The sequence below is a fragment of the Devosia honganensis genome, assembly GCF_042648785.1.
Classification (GTDB): domain Bacteria; phylum Pseudomonadota; class Alphaproteobacteria; order Rhizobiales; family Devosiaceae; genus Devosia; species Devosia honganensis.
In genome coordinates this window covers 143,592-161,199 of record NZ_JBHRYD010000015.1, presented here as the reverse complement: position 1 = coordinate 161,199, position 17,608 = coordinate 143,592, and the positions used below count along the sequence as shown (strand labels likewise).

At 66.2% G+C, this 17,608-nt stretch carries 13 protein-coding genes, 1 tRNA gene and 1 pseudogene; 4 read left to right on the top strand and 11 right to left on the bottom strand.

From position 1 onward, the window contains the following. Nucleotides 1–374: 374 nt before the first annotated feature. A complete protein-coding gene (radC, locus tag ACFOOL_RS15815; RefSeq protein WP_380098300.1) occupies nt 375–1,154 on the bottom strand; it encodes a RadC family protein in 780 nt (259 codons plus the stop codon). Beyond that, the gene (gene map, locus ACFOOL_RS15810) at nt 1,088–1,924 is read right to left on the bottom strand and encodes a type I methionyl aminopeptidase (RefSeq protein WP_380098299.1); all 837 of its coding nucleotides are present in this window, start codon (nt 1,922–1,924) and stop codon (nt 1,088–1,090) included. Before map ends, radC begins: the two co-directional genes overlap by 67 nt. Before the next feature lie 150 nt (nt 1,925–2,074). On the opposite strand from map, the gene ACFOOL_RS15805 reads away from it, so the two are divergent. The 4 genes and pseudogenes from ACFOOL_RS15805 to ACFOOL_RS15790 all read left to right on the top strand — a co-directional run. Continuing rightward, on the top strand, nt 2,075–2,848 hold the full coding sequence (locus ACFOOL_RS15805) for a competence/damage-inducible protein A (RefSeq protein ID WP_380098297.1): 774 nt from the start codon (nt 2,075–2,077) through the stop codon (nt 2,846–2,848). Nucleotides 2,849–2,891: 43 nt separating this feature from the next. Continuing rightward, complete coding sequence (gene gpt, locus ACFOOL_RS15800; RefSeq protein WP_380098296.1) at nt 2,892–3,389, top strand: xanthine phosphoribosyltransferase; 498 nt, start codon at nt 2,892–2,894, stop codon at nt 3,387–3,389. 9 nt (nt 3,390–3,398) lie between these two features. After that, nucleotides 3,399–3,484, top strand: a tRNA-Leu gene (locus ACFOOL_RS15795). Between the two features lie 126 nt (nt 3,485–3,610). Continuing rightward, nucleotides 3,611–4,399 (top strand): annotated as a pseudogene (locus ACFOOL_RS15790) (type IV secretory system conjugative DNA transfer family protein); the annotation flags it as partial. Nucleotides 4,400–4,428: 29 nt separating this feature from the next. Here ACFOOL_RS15790 and ACFOOL_RS15785 read toward each other — a convergent pair. The 9 genes from ACFOOL_RS15785 to ACFOOL_RS15745 form a co-directional block, all read right to left on the bottom strand. Further along, nucleotides 4,429–6,084 carry an FAD-dependent oxidoreductase gene (locus tag ACFOOL_RS15785; RefSeq protein WP_380098295.1) on the bottom strand — a complete coding sequence of 552 codons (1,656 nt, stop codon included), beginning with the start codon at nt 6,082–6,084 and terminating at the stop codon, nt 4,429–4,431. A 69-nt stretch (nt 6,085–6,153) separates the two neighbouring features. Further along, complete coding sequence (locus ACFOOL_RS15780; protein WP_380098294.1) at nt 6,154–7,326, bottom strand: M20 aminoacylase family protein; 1,173 nt, start codon at nt 7,324–7,326, stop codon at nt 6,154–6,156. A 14-nt stretch (nt 7,327–7,340) separates the two neighbouring features. Then, a complete protein-coding gene (locus tag ACFOOL_RS15775) occupies nt 7,341–8,195 on the bottom strand; it encodes a VOC family protein (RefSeq protein ID WP_380098293.1) in 855 nt (284 codons plus the stop codon). 24 nt (nt 8,196–8,219) lie between these two features. Continuing rightward, entirely contained in the window at nt 8,220–10,082 is a 1,863-nt protein-coding gene (locus ACFOOL_RS15770; protein WP_380098292.1) for an ABC transporter ATP-binding protein, read from the bottom strand. Continuing rightward, nucleotides 10,079–12,160, bottom strand: a complete 2,082-nt coding sequence (locus ACFOOL_RS15765; RefSeq protein ID WP_380098290.1) for a hydantoinase/oxoprolinase family protein — start codon at nt 12,158–12,160, stop codon at nt 10,079–10,081. Before ACFOOL_RS15765 ends, ACFOOL_RS15770 begins: the two co-directional genes overlap by 4 nt. 15 nt (nt 12,161–12,175) lie before the next feature. Beyond that, nucleotides 12,176–14,197 carry a hydantoinase B/oxoprolinase family protein gene (locus ACFOOL_RS15760; RefSeq protein WP_380098289.1) on the bottom strand — a complete coding sequence of 674 codons (2,022 nt, stop codon included), beginning with the start codon at nt 14,195–14,197 and terminating at the stop codon, nt 12,176–12,178. Beyond that, on the bottom strand, nt 14,194–15,078 hold the full coding sequence (locus tag ACFOOL_RS15755) for an ABC transporter permease (protein WP_380098288.1): 885 nt from the start codon (nt 15,076–15,078) through the stop codon (nt 14,194–14,196). Before ACFOOL_RS15755 ends, ACFOOL_RS15760 begins: the two co-directional genes overlap by 4 nt. Beyond that, nucleotides 15,075–16,055, bottom strand: a complete 981-nt coding sequence (locus tag ACFOOL_RS15750) for an ABC transporter permease (protein ID WP_380098287.1) — start codon at nt 16,053–16,055, stop codon at nt 15,075–15,077. The genes ACFOOL_RS15755 and ACFOOL_RS15750 overlap by 4 nt, the downstream gene beginning before the upstream one ends. Before the next feature lie 23 nt (nt 16,056–16,078). Then, the gene (locus ACFOOL_RS15745) at nt 16,079–17,605 is read right to left on the bottom strand and encodes an ABC transporter substrate-binding protein (protein WP_380098286.1); all 1,527 of its coding nucleotides are present in this window, start codon (nt 17,603–17,605) and stop codon (nt 16,079–16,081) included. Between the last annotated feature and the right edge of the window lie 3 nt (nt 17,606–17,608).

Sequence of the window (17,608 nt, the reverse complement as noted above, 5' to 3'; positions counted from 1 at the left end):
CTCACTGCATCAGCCGGGATGCGCATCCCGGCTGATGCAAGCAGTAAAGCAAAAATCATCCACACAAGCCCGAGGGCAGCAAAGTGCTTGTGTGGGCAACAAATATCGATCCAGGAAGGTCCAAAGTAAACACTCCCCCTCAAGGGGGAGGGAGCGCCGATCGCCGCTTCCGTCAAAATCTGAAGGCCTCCAGTCTGGACGCTCCTGGTTTGATCGTTGTTGTCCACACCAACGTTGCCCGTGTGGGGATAAATTGAGCCGAGAGCCCTAATGAGCGCTTCGCTTCAAGTGCCTGCGCTCGGGAGCATGCAAGCGCTGCCCGAGTGGGAGGGGAACAAAACGGTGCCCTTTACGCGGTCCGTCGCAGCCGCCGGTCACATCAGCTTCAGCGCGCGCAGCGAGGCGTGGCCGGACCGGCCCACGATCAGATGGTCGTGCAGGGTGATGCCCATGGGCCGGGCGATCTCGGCGATCTCGCGGGTCATGCGCACATCGGCGGCGGAGGGGGTCGGGTCGCCCGAAGGATGGTTGTGCACGAGGATCAGCGCGGTGGCCGAGAGCTCGAGCGCCCGCCGGATCACCTCGCGCGGATAGACCGGCGTGTGGTCGACCGTGCCGGTCTGCTGCACCTCGTCGGCGATCAGGCGGTTCTTCTTGTCGAGGAACAGGACGCGGAACTGCTCGATCTGCTCATAGGCGAGGCGGCTGCGGCAATAGTCGATCAACTGCGTCCATGACGACAGGATGGGCTGTTCGGTGTCGATCCGGTCGCGGCCATAGCGCTGGGCGGCGGCCTGCATCACCTTGAGATGGGTGATGGAGGTGGCGCCCAGGCCCTTGACCTCGGCCAGCCGGGCGGGCGGCGCCCCCAGCACCTGCGAAAAGGACCCGAACCGGGCCAGCAGATCCTTGGCCAGCGCCTTGGTATCGCGCTGCGGCAGGACGATATGCAGCAGCAATTCGAGCAGCTCGTAATCGGCGAGGGCGTCCCCGCCGACGGTGTTGAAGCGTTCCCGGGCCCGCTCGCGATGGCCCAGATAATGCGGCTTGGCCGCCTCGGACAGACCTTTGGCCCTGCGCTTTTCGCTCACGTCGCGGCCCGGCTCGCCAATGGGTTGAACAGGCCCGCGGGCGAGAGCGTGAAAATCTCGCATCCGGTTTCGGTGATGCCGATGGCGTGCTCGCACTGGGCCGACAGGGTACGGTCCCGCGTCACCGCGGTCCAGCCATCCGAGAGGATCTTGACGTGCGGACGGCCCAGATTGATCATTGGCTCGATGGTGAAGATCATGCCCGGCTTGAGCGGCACGCCGGTGCCGGCGGTGCCGAAATGCAGGATATTGGGCTCGTCGTGGAACAGGCGCCCCAGCCCGTGGCCGACGAAATCGCGCACCACGCTCATGCGCTCGGCCTCGGCGACGGCCTGGATGGCGGCGCCGATATCGCCGGTGGCGTTACCGGGCCTGGCGGCCGCGATGCCGGCCTCGAGCCCGGCATAGGTCACCTCGATCAGCCGCTCGGCCTTGCGCGAGATTTCGCCCACCGGATACATGCGGCTCGAATCGCCGTGCCAGCCATCGACGACCAGGGTGAGGTCGATATTGACGATGTCGCCCTCGCGCAGGGGCCGCTCGTCGGGGATGCCGTGGCACACCACATGGTTGATGGAGGTGCAGACGGAGTGGCGGAAGCCCTTGTAGAAGATGGTCGCGGGCACGGCGCCATGATCGCGGGCGAATTCGTAGGCAACCCTGTCTATGGTGGAGGTGGGCACGCCGGGCTCGACATATTCGGTCAGCACGTCGAGGGCCCGGGCCGTCAGCGCGCCGGCCCGGCGCATACCCGCAAAACCGTCCTCGCCATGCAGCGGGATGATGCCGGGGGTGCGGCGGGTCCTGGTGGCGGCATCGACATAGGTAATCATGTGTTTTCGTCTCCTGCCGGCAAAATAGGGCCATGGCGGCGTGATTGGAAGGGCGGCCGGCCCTTCCGGCGCATCGCCGCATAACCCGAAGGGGCCCCTTGACTCGGCGGCGCCCGCAAGGGCATCCAGAACAGTCTACGGAACCGGAACATGACCCAGCAAGAAAACCGCGTAACCGCCGGAATGGTCGTCATCGGCGACGAGATTCTTTCCGGGCGGACCAAGGACGTCAATATCGGCGCCGTCGCCGATTTCTGCACCGATCTGGGCATCGACCTCATCGAGGTTCGCGTGGTCCCGGACGAAATGGACACCATCGTCGAGGCGGTGAACGCGCTGCGGGCGCGCTGCACCTATGTGTTCACCTCGGGCGGCATCGGCCCTACCCATGACGACATCACCGCCGATGCCATCGCCCGGGCCTTCGGGGTGAACCTGCCGATCAACGCCCAGGCCCGCGCCATGCTGGAAACGCGCTGGAAACAGGCCGGCACCGAGGTCAACGAGGCGCGCCTGCGCATGGCGCGTATCCCGGAAGGGGCCGACCTCATCGTCAATTCGGTCAGCGCCGCGCCGGGCTTCCGCATCGGCAATGTGCATGTCATGGCCGGCGTGCCGATCATCATGCGCGCCATGCTCGAAGCGCTGGCCCCCACCCTCAAGGGCGGCAGGAAGGTCATGTCGGTCACCGTCAGGGCCGGGGTGGGGGAAGGCACGATCGGCGGCCCGCTGGCGGCGCTGCAGGCCGAATATCCCGATGTGAAGATGGGCAGCTATCCCCAGATGGGGAACGAAAAGGTGATGACGGAGCTGGTGCTGCGCTCGGCCGACCAAGCGCTTTTGCACGAAGCGGCGGAAAAGGTCCGGGCCATGGTCGCCGCCGCCCACGAAAAGGCCGGCATCGGGCCGCCCGAATCGGCCTGACCGGCACCATAATCCGCCCCAACCGCCCGCCAGGAGAGCAGCGTTGAGCATTTCGAGCCAGAAGTCGTTTCCCGTCACCTGGGACCAGTTCCACCGCGACAGCCGGGCGTTGGCCTGGCGGCTGACGGGGCTGGGCAATTTCGATGCCGTGGTGGCCATCGCCCGCGGGGGGCTGGTGCCTGCCGCGATCGTGGCGCGCGAGCTCAATATCCGCACGGTGGAAACCGTCGCCGTCAAGAGCTACGACCACCAGAACCAGGGCGGCATCAAGGTGCTCAAGGAGGTCAGCGGGCCGCTGCTGGAGCTGGCGCGCAATGGCGGCAAGGTGCTGATCGTCGACGACCTGGTGGACACGGGCAATACGGCGCGAGTGGTGCGCGACATGCTGCCGGGCGCCCATTTCGCCACCGTCTATGCCAAGCCCAAGGGGCGCGAGATGGTGGACACCTTCATCACCGAGGTCAGCCAGGACACGTGGATCTTCTTCCCCTGGGACCTCGACGTCGCCTATGTGGCGCCGATTTCCGGCGGCACCGACTGAGGCACGATCGCGGGCGTGGTGGAATGGTAGACACACCGGATTTAAAATCCGGAGGGGGTATCCCCGTGCGGGTTCGAGTCCCGCCGCCCGCACCATGAATTTTCTAATAAAATATTGAAATCATTGATCTTTTTTACTTAGATCTGAAAAGTTTGTTGCGGTCTGCGAAGATGTGTGACACAAAATAACCCCCTGAATGCGACACAGCGGGGCGGTTCTGGTCGAACGTCTCGGAGCCGGAGCCGAAATTGCGCGAGCGGCTGCAAAAGATCTACGACAATTCCGAATCCGAATTCGTCAAGGAAATGTCGCTCCCTTCATCGCCATGACGCCTGAAACATTCTCCGGCCTCTAGGCCAATGCGGTCAAGGAGACCCATTGGCTGAGCTATCCAAACTATGCCATCGCCGAGGGCAAGACCGACATTTTCGTCAATCTCGATCTCAAGGCGCTGGAGACGCATCCGGGCTTGGCGCGCACGATCATCGGCGCGTTGCTGAACGCGGTCTACAACCGGAATGGACAAATGAAGGGCGGATCCTGCTCGATGAGGTGGCGCGGCGCGGCTATCTGCGGATCCTCGAAACCGCCCGCGATGCCGGGCGCAAATTTGGCATCAGCCTGGTGCTGCTGTTCCAGTCTATCGGCCAGATGCGCGAAGCTTATGGTGGGCGCGACGCGGCAAGCAAGTGGTTCGAAAGCGCATCCTGGGTCTCGTTCGCCGCGATCAACGATCCCGAAACAGCCGACTACATCTCACGCCGATGCGGCAACACCACCGTCGAAGTCGATCAGTTGAGCCGGTCTTCGGCTATGTCCGGATCGTCCCGAACGCGGTCGAAGCAATTGGCGTCGCGACCGCTGATCTTTCCCGAGGAGATCCTGCGCATGCGCGGTGATAAGCAGATCGTCTTCACGGTCGGAAATGCACCACTGCGGTGGGACGTGCGATCTGGTTCCGGCGAAACGATATGAAGTCGGTCGTCGGCGAAAACCGATTTCACCGGTAGTAGGGATAGGCATGAGGCTAGGCGCGCTACTAACGGGCGCCGGGGATGTCGGCGGGCTGGCTTTCGGCGATGCGGTTGCCGCAGATATAGCCCCAGGTGAGGCAGGGGCCGATGGTGGTGCCGGGGCCGACGGCGCGGGTGCCGATGGGGTTGGCCATGGTGAGGCCCGCCGCGAACAGCCCGGGAATGGTCGAGCCGTCGCCCCTGAGGACCTGCCCGTGCGCATTCGTGCGGGCGCCGCCTTTGGTGCCCAGGATCGAGCGATTGAAGGGCACCGCGTAGAACGGGGCGGCATCGATGCCGCCAAGCGCCGGGTTGCCGGCGAGGCCACGCCGCGCCCCGGATTTGTGGCGCTCCCACAGGCCTTCGCCGCGCTGGAAATCTTCATCCTTGCCGTTTCGGCAGAGGGCGTTGAAGCGTTCGATGGTTTGCGCGAGCGCAGGTGCCGGTATGCCCATCCGGCCGGCAAGCGCCTCGATGGATGGGGCCTTGATCAGCCAGCCTTGCTGCTGCCGGGCGAAGTAGCGGAAGACGGGCAGGGTGGCGAAAGAGCGGGAATCCGCCACCAGCCACACCGGCAGGTTGACGGGCGCGCCCGTGGCCGGGTCGCGGGCATCGAGCGCCTCGAAGAAGTTGAAGTCGTATTCGCTCGCGAAGCGCTTGCCCTCGGCATTGACCGCAATGGCATGCGGGTCGGCCTGGATCGTCATCGGCAAGCCCTGCAGGCGGCCTTCATAGGTGGTGGGAATGGTTGGGTAGACATTGGCCTGGTCCATCCGCGCCAGCGCCGCGCCCGCCTCCTGAGCGATCCGCTGGCCGTCGCCGACATTGCCGTTGGGGCTGCCGGAGCGGTCATAGGGGCCGGGAAAATATTGTTCGCGCCAGGCGGTGTTCCACTCAAAACCGCCGCTGGCCAGCACCACACCCAGCCGGGCGCCGAGGCGAAGCGGCTTGCCGCCCTGGCTGGCCCGCACGCCCACGACGCGGTCCGTCGCATCGAGGATCGGCGCTTCCGCCGGCGTTTCCCGGTAAAAGCGGCAGCCGGCCGCCTGGCATCCGGCCAATAGGCCGGCAATCAGCGCATTGCCCTGGGCCCGCTCGTCGAGCAGGTAGCGCCGGACGAAACGCGGGGCGAAGGCGATGGCCGACCGCAGCGGCTGGCGGAAGAAATTGAGGCTTTGCGCTTCCTTATAGGAGAAAATCTGCGGCCAGGGCGGGCGGCGGATATGGCGCCGCAGCCCCGCGGCCACACCCCGCCGGATTGGCTTTGTCGACAGCATGCGGCCATATTCGATGCCGCCCTCGCGCTCGGCGAAAATGTCGGGCTCGTCGATCATCTCGAATTCGAGCGGCGTGTTGGCCTCGAGAAATGCGAGCATCTTTGGGGCATGGTCGGCGAACGCCTTCCAGAGCGTGTCTTCGTCCTCTCGCCAGCCGTCGCGCGCGGTGGCCCGCAGATAGCGCCAGGCGTTGTCCGGAGAATCCTCGATGCCGGCGGCCAGCATGTGGTGATTGGCGGGTACCCAGGTGCCGGCGCCGGACATGGCGCTGGTGCCGCCTAGATAAGCGGTTTTTTCAAGCACCAGAACGCGCTTGCCGCGCCGGGCCGCAGTCAGCGCCGCGGAAAGCGCCGCGCTGCCCGAGCCGACCACGATCACGTCCACGATTTCGTCGAAGCTGGTCATCGATAAAAATTCCGAAGGCAAAATCTGAGGCGCCGGCCGCAGCGGCCGCGCCAGGGGTATGAGGCGGGCTCAGGCCGAAAGGGGCATGGTCCGCTCGATCAGCCGCGCCCAGAGCGACACGCCATAGGGCACGGCCTCGTCGTTGAACTTGTATCTGGGGTGATGGTGGGGGGCGGAGGGGCCGATGCCGAGGAAGATGTAGGCGCCCTGGCGCTCCTGGAGCATATAGGCGAAGTCCTCGGCGCCCATTACCGGGGTGAGGTCGGTATCGACGCTGTGCATCCCGCCCACGTCCCGCGCGGTATCGGCCAGGATTTCGGTCGCTTCCGGCTCGTTGACGACCACCGGATAGCCGCGCTCATAGCTGATATCAGCCGTGGCGCCGTACGCCGCGCAAAGCTGATGAGTCATGGTTTCGATCCGCTGCTGACAAAGATCCCGCACCGCCGCGTCGAGGGCACGCGTCGTTCCCACCAGCCGGGCCGTTTCGGGGATGACGTTGAAGGCTTCTCCGCCCTCAATCGCGCCCACGGTGACCACCGCCGATTGCAGGGGGTCGACATTGCGGGCGGCGATGGTCTGCAGGTTCATGACGAGGCTGGCCGCGACCACGACCGGGTCGATGGCTTCGTGCGGCCGTGCCGCGTGCCCCCCACGGCCGGAAATGGTGATGGTGAACTTGTCGGTCGAGGCCATCATGGCGCCGGGGCGCAGGGCGAACTGCCCCACCGGCAGGTTGACCATGTTGTGCAGGCCATAGACCTGCTGGATGCCGAAGCGGTCGAGCAGGCCGTCCTCGATCATGGCGCGCGCCCCCGCTCCACCTTCCTCGGCGGGCTGGAAGATGATCACCGCCGTACCGTCGAAATTGCGCGTTTCGGCGAGGTGGCGGGCCGCGCCCAGCAGGATGGCGGTATGCGCGTCATGGCCGCAGGCGTGCATGCGCCCGGGAACGAGCGAGGGAAACTCGACATCGGCCTCCTCGTGGATCGGCAGGGCGTCCATGTCGGCGCGAATGCCGATAACCTTGCCCGAGGCGGTGCTGCGCCCCTCGATCACCGCCACGACGCCGGTCCTGCCGATCGCCTCGACCACCTCGTCGCAGCCGAAGCCCCGCAGCTTTTCCGCCACGAAGGCCGCGGTTTGCGGCAGGTCGTACATCAGTTCGGGATGCTGGTGCAGGTGCTGGCGCCAGGCGACGACGTCCTTGCTGATCTCGGCGACGCGATTGATGATCGGCATGTTATTTCTTCCTTCTACCGGCGCGCTTCGAAGCAGAGGTTGACGCCATTGGCGTGGGCGGCAGCGACGAGGAGCCGCCCTTCCGCGCGTGTGGCCAGATCGCCGATGGCCGCCTGGGCCTGCTCGAGGCTGGCGGTCACGAGGCGGACGACGCAATCGTGGATTTCGAGCCCCGGCCGCACGGTGACATCGGGATAAAGCGCGGCGAAGGACTGCATGCCGATAAAGACCAGGTCGGCGCGCTCGCCACCGGGGCGGACGATCCAGCGGTCCCCGGCTTCGCGCCCGAGCTCGGCATCGGCCAGAGCAGCCAGGCGGCGCGCCTCGCCTTCCGGATCGGCGCTGGGAATGTCGAGGGCGGCAATCGCCTCGGCACCGTTGGCGTGCGTCAGCAGTTCGGGCAGCCACACCATTTGCGGCGTCAGGTGCTGGCAGGCGAAGAGGCGCATGCCTTCGGGGCGGCTATCGTTGTCCCAGTCGACGACGTTGAACGACACCATGCCGGTGCTGCCGTCGGGGCGGGTAACCGGTCTTTCGATGAATTTGGGGCCGTGCGTCAGCAGGTCCTGGCCGGACCAGAAGGCCGCCGACGCCTGCGCGTCGCTGGTGCCCAGGGCCACCCGTTGCAGGCCCTCGCCCACGGTTTCGAGGAAGGCGCGGCCGGCGGCGTTGTTCGGGGTCGGGCGCAGATTGCCCAAAAGTTCGAGATAATCCCGCTCGAACATCATGGTGTAATTGGCGGTGCCGCTTTCGCCGCTGTGAAAACCCTTGGGCGACAGCGTGAAGCCGAGCCGGCGCCATTGCGCGGCGGCGGCGTCCAGATCGTTGACCATGAAGACGAGGTGTTCGAGGCCGGTAAAGGCAGGCATTGGTTCCTCCTGGGCGCGAAGCCCTTATTTTTCCCAGTCGTCGGTCCAGTCATGGACCAGGTGATCGTCGCCCACGACGCGATAGCGCCGTTCCGGCGGCTGGAAGTTCAACGGGCGGATGGGGCTGCGCAATTCGAAACTGGCCATCTTCCGGCGCCGATGACGCTGGCTGGGGTCGGGCACCGGAACGGTGGAGAGCAGCCGGCGGGTATAGGGATGCTGGGGATTGCCGAAAATGGCGGCACGCGTGCCGATCTCAACGATCTCGCCCAGATACATGACCGCGACGCGGTGGCTGAAGCGCTCGACCACCGCCATGTCGTGCGAGATGAACAGATAGGCCAGGCCCAGCTCCTGCTGCAAATCCAGCATCAGGTTGATCACCTGCGCCTTGATGGAGACGTCGAGCGCCGAGACCGCCTCGTCCGCCACCAGGAGCTTCGGATTGAGAGCCAGGGCCCGCGCGATGCAGATGCGCTGGCGCTGGCCGCCCGAAAATTCATGCGGCAGGCGGTCGGCCATGTCGCGGTTGAGCCCGACCTTGTCGAGCAGGTCGAGCGCCTTTTCCCGTGCCCCGGCGCGGGTAGCCAGGCGGTGCGTCAGCAGCGGCTCGGCGATGGTGTCGCCGATTTTCCGCCGCGGATTGAGACTGGCGAAGGGGTCCTGAAACACCATCTGGATGTCGCCGCGCCGCTTGTGCAGTTGCGCCCCGTCGATGCGGGCGATGTCCTCGCCTTCCAGCAGCACCGCGCCCGATTGCGGCTGGTTGAGGCGCATGATCGTGCGCCCGAGCGTGGACTTGCCGCAGCCTGATTCCCCGACGAGGGACAGGGTTTCGCCGGCCCTGAGGTCGAGCGACACCTTTTCCACGGCGTGAACGCGCCCGCCGACCCGGCGCAGCAGGCCCGACCGGACGTTGAACCGCACCACCAGGTCGCGAACGCTCAGGAGCGGCGTATCGGCAGCCGGTTTTCGCGCCGGGTGGTCGGCAGCCAGCGGGGCGGCGTCTTGCTCGGCCTCGTCGCCCAGGTTGAAACGCTGCGGCTGGGTGACGCCCGCCATGGAGCCGATCCGCGGCACGGCGTTGAGCAGGCGGCGCGTATAGGCCTCGCGGGGCGCCGCGAAAATCTGCGCCGTCGGACCCTGCTCCACGACATTGCCGTGATACATCACCACCGTGCGGTCGGCCATCTCGGCCACCACGCCCATGTCGTGGGTGATGAACAGGACCGCCATGCCCTCGTCGGCCTGCAATTCCTTGATCAGCTCGAGAACCTGGGCCTGGATGGTCACGTCGAGCGCCGTGGTCGGCTCGTCGGCGATGAGCAGCTTGGGCTTCAGCGCCAGCGCCATGGCGATCACCACGCGCTGGCGCATGCCGCCCGACAATTGATGCGGAAACTCGTCGAGCCGCCGCCGCGCGGCCGGAATGCGGACTTTTTCCAAGAGCCGCAGGGCTTCGGCACGGGCCTGCCGCTGCCCCATCGCGTGGTGGGCGGTGAGCACCTCGGCCACCTGATCCCCGATCTTGAAGACGGGATTGAGGCTGGTCATCGGCTCCTGGAACACCATGGCGATGTCGCGCCCGCGCAGCGGCCGCATCCGCGATTCGGTGAGGCCCACCAACTCCCGGCCATCGAACTGCACCGAGCCGGCAATGGCGGATTGTCCCCTGGGCAACAGACCCATGGCCGCCAGCGAGGTGACGCTCTTGCCCGAGCCCGACTCTCCCACCAGCGCCACGGTTTCGTTGCGTGCCACGTCGAACGAAACCTTGTGCAGCACCTGGCGCCAGGCGTCGCCGTTCCAGAAAGCGACCTCGAGGTCGCTGACCTTGAGCACGGGCGGCGGGGTGGCGGGTGCAGGGGAGTCAGGGCCGCCCGTCATGACTGGTTCTGCCGCGCAACGAGATTGCCGTAAAGGTCGACGGTGCAATGCCAGCCGGGCAGGATCCAGATGGTGGTATCGTTCTGCTCGACCAGCGCCGGGCCGGTGAAGAACTGGCCGGCCAGCAATTCCGGCCGGCGATAGACCGGCACATCGGCGAGGCGCCCGTCATTGAAGACCCGGCGGCTGCCGCTCGCCGTCGCCGGGCCGTCGCTCCGGGCCGTGCGGGGCATGGGCACGGAGGGAACGGTTCCGACGACGCGGACGCGTTCGGCATTGACGATGATGGCGCTGTCATCGTCGCTATAGCCGTATTTGGCCAGGTGCGCCGCCTCGAACACCTCGCGCACGCGCGCGGTATCGAGCGCCTGGCGCAGGCTGGCAGGCAGGGTAACGGACAGGTCGAAACCCTGGCCCACATAGCGCATGTCCAGAATGTACTCGTAGGCGACCGTTTCGAGGAAGTCGCCTTCACCGGCGATCCAGTCGCCGGCTTCGCTTTCGAGGCCGGTAAAGATGGCATCCAGCTCGGCCAGGGCGCCCGGCTCGCTTTCCAGCTGCAGCCGGCGCGACACGACATAGTCGCGCTTGACGTCCGCGAGGATGGCGCCCAGCGCGCAGAAGGTCGCCGGTAGGGCCGGGACGATGAGGGTGCGGATGCCGGCTTCGTCCGCCACCAGATTGGCAGTGGTCGGCCCGGCGCCGCCAAAGGCGAGCAGCGAATAGTCCCGGACGTCGCCGCCATGCTGGGCGAGCTCGCGCGACATTTCGGAAGCCATGACGGCGGCGGCGACCCGTAATGCCGCCTCGGCGACGCGCTCGGGCGCGGCCTCGCCTTCATAGCCCAATTTGGCGGCGATCCCGGCCAGCGCCGCGCGCGCCAGGTCGCGCTGCAGCTTGACGCGGCCACCCAGGAAATTGTCGGCGTCGAGATAGCCGGCGACGAGGAAGCAGTCGGTGATGGTGACGTCGGTGCCGCCATTGCCGTAGCAAATCGGCCCGGGATGGGCGCCGGCGCTGTGCGGGCCGATCTTGAGCATGCCGTGCTCGTCGACCCAGACCACCGAGCCGCCGCCGGCGCCGATGGCGTTGACGCCGATAATGGGCATGACGAGGGGGAAGTCCCCCACCCGGGCATGGGTGGTATTGGCCGAGCGGCCGTCGTGCACCATGGCCATATCGGCGCTGGTGCCGCCCATGTCGACGGTGATGATGTGGCCCTCGCCGGTCTGCTGGGCGATGGTCATCGCCGCGACGACGCCGGAGGCGGGGCCGGAAAGAATGGTGTCGATGGGGCGCTGCCTTGCCGTTTCGAGGCTGAGGATGCCGCCATTGTTGGAGGTGATGTAGATGGGCGCGGCAACGCCCAGCGTGGCGACGCGCTGCGCCAGCCGGTCGAAATACTGGTTCATCAGCGGTTGGGTGTAGCTGTTGAGCAGCGCCACCATGGCCCGCTCGAATTCGCGCTGTTCGGGCCAGATATCGGAGGACGCCGATACCGCGATGCCGGGCAGGCGCGCCTGCAGTTCCGCCACCACCTCGTGCTCCAGCGCCGGGTTGGCGAAGGAATGCATGAGCATGACGGTGATGGCCTCGACCCCCGCCCCGGCATAGGCGGCGGCCAGCGTGTCAAGCTCGGCGGCGTCGATGGGGATGAGCACATTGCCGTCCCGGTCGGAACGGGCGCCGATCTCGCGGACCAGGCTGCGCGGCACCAGCGGCTCCTCGCGGTCCATCATGAAATCGAAGGCGGTCGGCATCTGCGAGCGGGCGATCTCCAGCACGCCGCGCAGCCCGCGGCTCACCACCAGCCCGAGCCGCGAGCCCTTGCGCTGGATGGTAGCATTGAGCGCCAGGGTGGTGCCGTGCACGATGAGCTCGACATCGCCGGCGGTGACGCCGGCCATTTCGAGCAGTTTGGGCACGCCGCGCTCGATCGACATGGAGGGGTCGGCGGGAACGCTGGGTTCCTTATGGCGCAGAATCTGGCCGGTGGCCTGGTTGGCCAACACGAAATCGGTGAAGGTGCCGCCGACGTCGATGCCGATGCGGCATGATGCTGAAGAAGAATGGGTCATAAGAACGGGTCCTGATCAGGCAACGGCGCGGCCGGGCAGGCCGGCTTCGGAAAGAATGGTGTCAAGGGCGTGGCGCAGGCGCAGCCGCGCGGCCGCCACGTCGCCGATCAACCGGTCGAGCGGCGTCATGGTGTCGTGGCTGATGCCCGGCACGACCGCGTCGAAAAATGCCCGGCGCACGCCGTAGCGGCGCGGCTGCGGCAGCAGATAGAGCCGGCGGTTGATTTCCAGCATGGTCGCGTCGTCGAACACCGCTTCCCAGGCGTCGCGCTGCGCGCCGAAAGCGAACAGGGCTGGCGCCAGATGCGGACGGGCGCGCAGCGTCGCCGTCGCCTCGGCGTCGACGGCGCCGTCGATGATGACGACGCCGTAGTCGCGAGCCGCGCCCGCCACGGAGATGAAGCCCTGCTCGGCGTCGTGCAGCACGGCCTGTTCATCGCGCATGAGCGGGTCGCCAAAGCCGCCGCCGCCCGGCATGCGCAGCGTCACCGTATCGCCCCTGGCCAGGTTGAGCGGCAGGCCCTTGGTGACGGGGCGCTCATCGGCGCGGCCTTCGTTGATGATTGCCGCGACCAGCGCGCCGGGACGACCGCCCTCGAAGCCCCAGGGCGCCATGCGGGAGCGTTCGAGGCCGCTGATCAGGATCTCGCCGCCATTCTCGCCCACCAGCTCCACCGTCAGGGCCTGGCCGACGCCGCCGCGCCACTGGCCGGGGCCGCCGGAATCGGGATTGATGTCGTAGTTGAGCACCCGCAGGCCCAGCTCGCGCTCGACCAGCTCGGCTGGGCGGTTGCGCATGTTGTTGACGCTGTTGTCGCGCGCATCCACGCCGTCGCGGCCACGAATGGCGCCCATGCCGGAACGCAGCGGCTCGACCACCTCCACTTTGAGCTGGCCATGCGCATCGGTCTCGGCGAACTGGAACGTCGCCATCGACCCGCCCATGGCGGCGGTCATCATCTCGGGATTGGCCTTGAGGATGGCGCCGCTGACGCAGTCGAACAGGCGGAACGGCGCGCTGTGGCGCATGCCGACTGCGGTATGGCCGCGCGCGTCGAACACGCAACCCGGCTGGTTCTTCACCTCGATATGGCGATAAAAGCCGGCATTGCGCGGGATTAGCGGATCGAAAGTAGTGAGGAACCCGGTGAGGCGGAAGGAGAGCCAGTACATGCGGCGCCCGAGCGAGGCCAGATTGAACGAGGAGTCCGAGAGCGGATCGGTGCCGGTCAGGTCCAGCAGCACCTGGCCATCATTCACCTCCAGTCGCAGGCGGACGCGCAGCGGAATGCCGCTGACCACGTCGTCGTCCAGATAGTCCCAGAAATCGTAGCTGCCGTCGGGAATGCGGCGGAAGACCTCACGGGCCCGGTCGGCGGTATAGTCCTGGATATCCTGCGTCGCCTGCACCATGGTATCGGTGCCATAGCGGGCCACGATCTCCTGCAGGCGGCGATTGCCGATTTCCAGGGCGCCCATCATCGCCTTGAAATCGGCGATGGTGACGTCCGGCACGCGCGTGTTGAGGCGGATGAGGGTGAGCAGTTCCTCGTTGAACTTGCCGGCCTTCATCAGCTTCATCGGCGGAATGCGCAGGCCTTCCTGGAAGATCTCGGTGTTGATCGCGGAGACGCTGCCGGAGACGGCGCCGCCGAAATCGAGCGAGTGAATAAAGGCCCAGCCGTAACCGATGAGCCGGTCGCCGTCGAAATAGGGCTGGATGAGGTGCACGTCCGGCAGGTGCGTCGACAGCCCGTTGGAGGTGTAGGGGTCATTGGTGATGATGATGTCGCCGGGCACCAGGTCCGGCACGGCCTCGATGGTCGAATAGAAATTCGTATCCATGAGGAAGTTGAAGCTGGCCGAGGGCGGATAGGCGAAGACGTCTCCCTTGACGTCAAGGAAGGCCACGGCGAAGTCGGCAACTTCATTGACGAAGCTGGAGCGCGCCGTGCGCTGGACGGTGAAATACACCTCGTCGGTGATCGCCACCATCTTGCGGCTGAGAATCTCAAGGGTAATGGGGTCGAGTTTCATGAGGTCTGCCTTGAAGAAGGAGTGGACTGGAAGGCGTTCTTGATGGCCTTGCGGGAGGCCTTGCGCGTCACTTGGCCGGGATCGAGATAGTCGCGGATGCCGTCGCCCAGAAGGTTGAAGGCGAGGACCGCGAAGGTGATAGCGAGGCCCGCCGCCGTGGACATCCACGGCTCGGCGCGCAGGTATTTGAGGCCATAGGCCAGCGACCAGCCCCAGGTCGGGGTGGGCGGCTGCACGCCGAGGCCGAGAAAGCTCATGCCGCTTTCCGCGACGATGGCGGTGCCCATGCCGAAAGTGGCCAGCACCACCAGTGGCCCAGAGATATTGGGCAGAATGTGCACCAGCAGGATCTTGAGGGGCGACACGCCGATGGAGCGCACCGCAAGAATGTAGTCCTTGTGTCGCTCGGTCATGGTCATGGCACGGCTGACGCGGGCATATTGCGTCCAGGATACGGCGGCCAGCGCCACGATGAGGTTGACGGGGCCGGGCCCGAGCACGGCGATGATCGCCAGGGCCAGGATGAAGGCGGGGAAGGCGAGGAAGATATCGGCAAAACGCATCAGCACGGCATCGAGCCAGCCGCCGAAATAGCCCGCGAGCATGCCGACACCGATGCCCAGGACCGACGACACCAGGACGGTGCCGAAGCTGATGAACAAGGAAATCTGTGCCCCGGAAGCGAGCCGCGTCAGCAGGTCGCGGCCGAAATTGTCGGTGCCGAACCAATGCTGTGGCCCGGGCAGGGCGAAGCGGTTGGGCATGTCCATCTGCTCGACGCCATAGGGGGAGAGGGCGGGCACGAAGCAGGCGAGGCCGACCAGCAGCAGCACCATGACGGCGCCCAGCACCAGATAGGTGTTCTTGTAGAAGCGTTTCATTCGTCACGGACCCGCGGATCGATGGCGCCGTGGATGAGGTCGGTCACCAGGGTAATGAGGCCGAACAGGACGGCGAAGCACAGTGCCAGCCCCTGCACCAGCGGAAAGTCGCGCTGCGAGATGGCGGCAACCGTCAACTGACCCAGCCCGGGCCAGCCGAATATGCCTTCCACCAGCACGGCGCCGCTCAGCAGCCCGCCGAACTGCAGCCCGACAATGGTGACGGTGGGCACCAGCGCATTGCGCAGCGCATGGTGCCAGACGACGCGGCGTTCGGAGACGCCCTTGGCGCGGGCGGTGCGCACATAGGGCTGGTCGAGCACTTCGAGCATCGAGGCGCGCACCATGCGGCAGATCATGGCGGCCCCCTGCAGGCCCATGGCGACGGCGGGCATGATGAGATGGGAAAGGGATTTAAGCAGCGGCTGCGGATTGCCGGTCAGCAGCAGCCCGAAGGCCTCGAGCAGCGGCGTGCCCCGGCCGATGGCTGGCAGCCAGTTCAGCTGCACGGCAAAGACGTACATGAAGACGATGGCGAGCCAGAACACTGTCAGCGCCACGCCGAGCTGGGAGAAGACCAGGGCCGCGGCGTCGATCCAGGTGCCGCGGAACCAGGCGGCGACGACGCCCAGCGGCAGGCCGATTACGATCGATACCAGGATGGCGCCGAACGCCAGCTCCAGCGTCGCCGGCAGGCGGATCATGATCAGCTCGAACACGCCCTGTTTCTGGAAATAGGACTGACCGAGATCGCCGTGGAACAGGCCCACGACGTAGTTGTAGAACTGCACCCAGGGCGGGTTGTCGAGCCCCAGGGCCTGGCGCACGGCCGCGATCTGCTCGGGCGTGGCGCTCTGGCCGATCAGGGCTCGTGCCGGATCGCCCGGCACGAGCTGCACGAGCAGAAAGGCGACCACGACCACGCCCGCCAGCATGGGAATAAACTGCGCTATTCTCTTGGCGACAAAGCCGATCATGGTCAGCCTCCCTGATGACGCGGTTAGTCTTTGGTCAGGCTGCGCAGATTGCCCAACACGTCCGGGTCGAAGCCGGTGACATCGGCCGCCGCGAAGGCGTCGAAGCCGGCATTGGTGAGGACGTAGTAAGGCATGTCCTCGACGAGCAGGCGGGCAGCGGCCTTGTAGGCCTCGCCGCGCTCCTGCTGCGTCTGGGCGGTGCGGGCGAGTTCGAGCTGGGCGTCGGTTTCGGGGTTGGAATAGGCGCCCCAGTTGCGCGATTCGCCGGTATGCAGGGTGACGTACATGAGCACGTCCGGATCGACCAGATTGTCCCAGCCGAGCAGGGCCGCGTCATAGGAGCCGCCGATGACCTCGCCGATAAAGGCGGGGAAGTCGGAAATGGAGACGTTCGCCTGCACGCCGGCCGCCATCATCAGGTTCTGGATATATTCGACTGACTGGATGCGGGCGGAGTCCTCGCTGTGGGTGGCGAGCGTGAAGGCCAGCTTGACGCCGTCCTTTTCCCGGATGCCGTCGGCACCCACGACCCAGCCCAGTTCGTCGAGCGCGGCCGATGCCGCGGCGATGTCGAAGGCGGGCTGGGTGATCGAGGCGTCGTAGGCCCATTCGAAGACCGGCATCAGGATCGAGGTGGCGGGGGTCTCGACGCCGCCGAAGATGTCGTTGCCGATGGTCTGATTGTCGATCAGCATGGAGAGCGCGCGGCGCAGCGCCGGATCGGACAGCAGCGGGCTCCTGGTGTTGAAGTTGACATAGGTGATCTTGATGCCGGGCTTGGAAACGGACTGGAAGCGGTCGTCGGCGCGCAGGCGGATCGTGTCGTCGGCGTTGAGCGGCGCCATGATGATGTCGAGGCTGCCGGCCTCGAGGGCCTGGGCGCGGGCGCTGTTGTCGGCCAGTGGCACGAACACGACCTGCGCGGTCGCCGAAACGCCGCCGTAATAGTCGGCATTGGCGTTGAGAACGATCTGCGAGCCGCGATCCCACTGGCCGAAGGTGAACGGGCCGCTGCCGACCGGCTGGGTGGAAAGGTCATTGCCGGCTTCGGCCAGGTGCTTGGGCACGATGCCCAGGTCCATATAGCTCAGCAGCGGCGCGAAGGGCACCTTGAGCTTGAAGACCACGGTGTTGTCGTCCCCGGCAGTGACGCTTTCGATGGCGTTGAGGTTGGAGGCGTGGTTGGAGGCGAGGGCCGGATCGACGACGGTTTCGTACGTGTAGATCACGTCGTCCACGGTGACGGGCGTGCCGTCGTGGAACTTGGCATCGGTGCGGATGTCGAAGATCAGTGTCGTCGCGTCCGGCTGCTCCCAGGACAGCGCCAGGTTGGGTTGCGGGGTGAGGCTCTGGTCGAGCGAGACGAGACCGTCATAGAGAAGGTCGAGGACGCGCACGTCGGTGGTGTTGCGCTGGGTGCGCGGATCGAGCGACTGGGCGTCGACGTCCATGCCGACGCGTACCACGTCGTTGGCCGCATAGGAGGGGACCACGGCAGCCACCATGGCCGCCGCAACCAGCCCATGGTTGATGAGTTGATTGATCTTCACTGT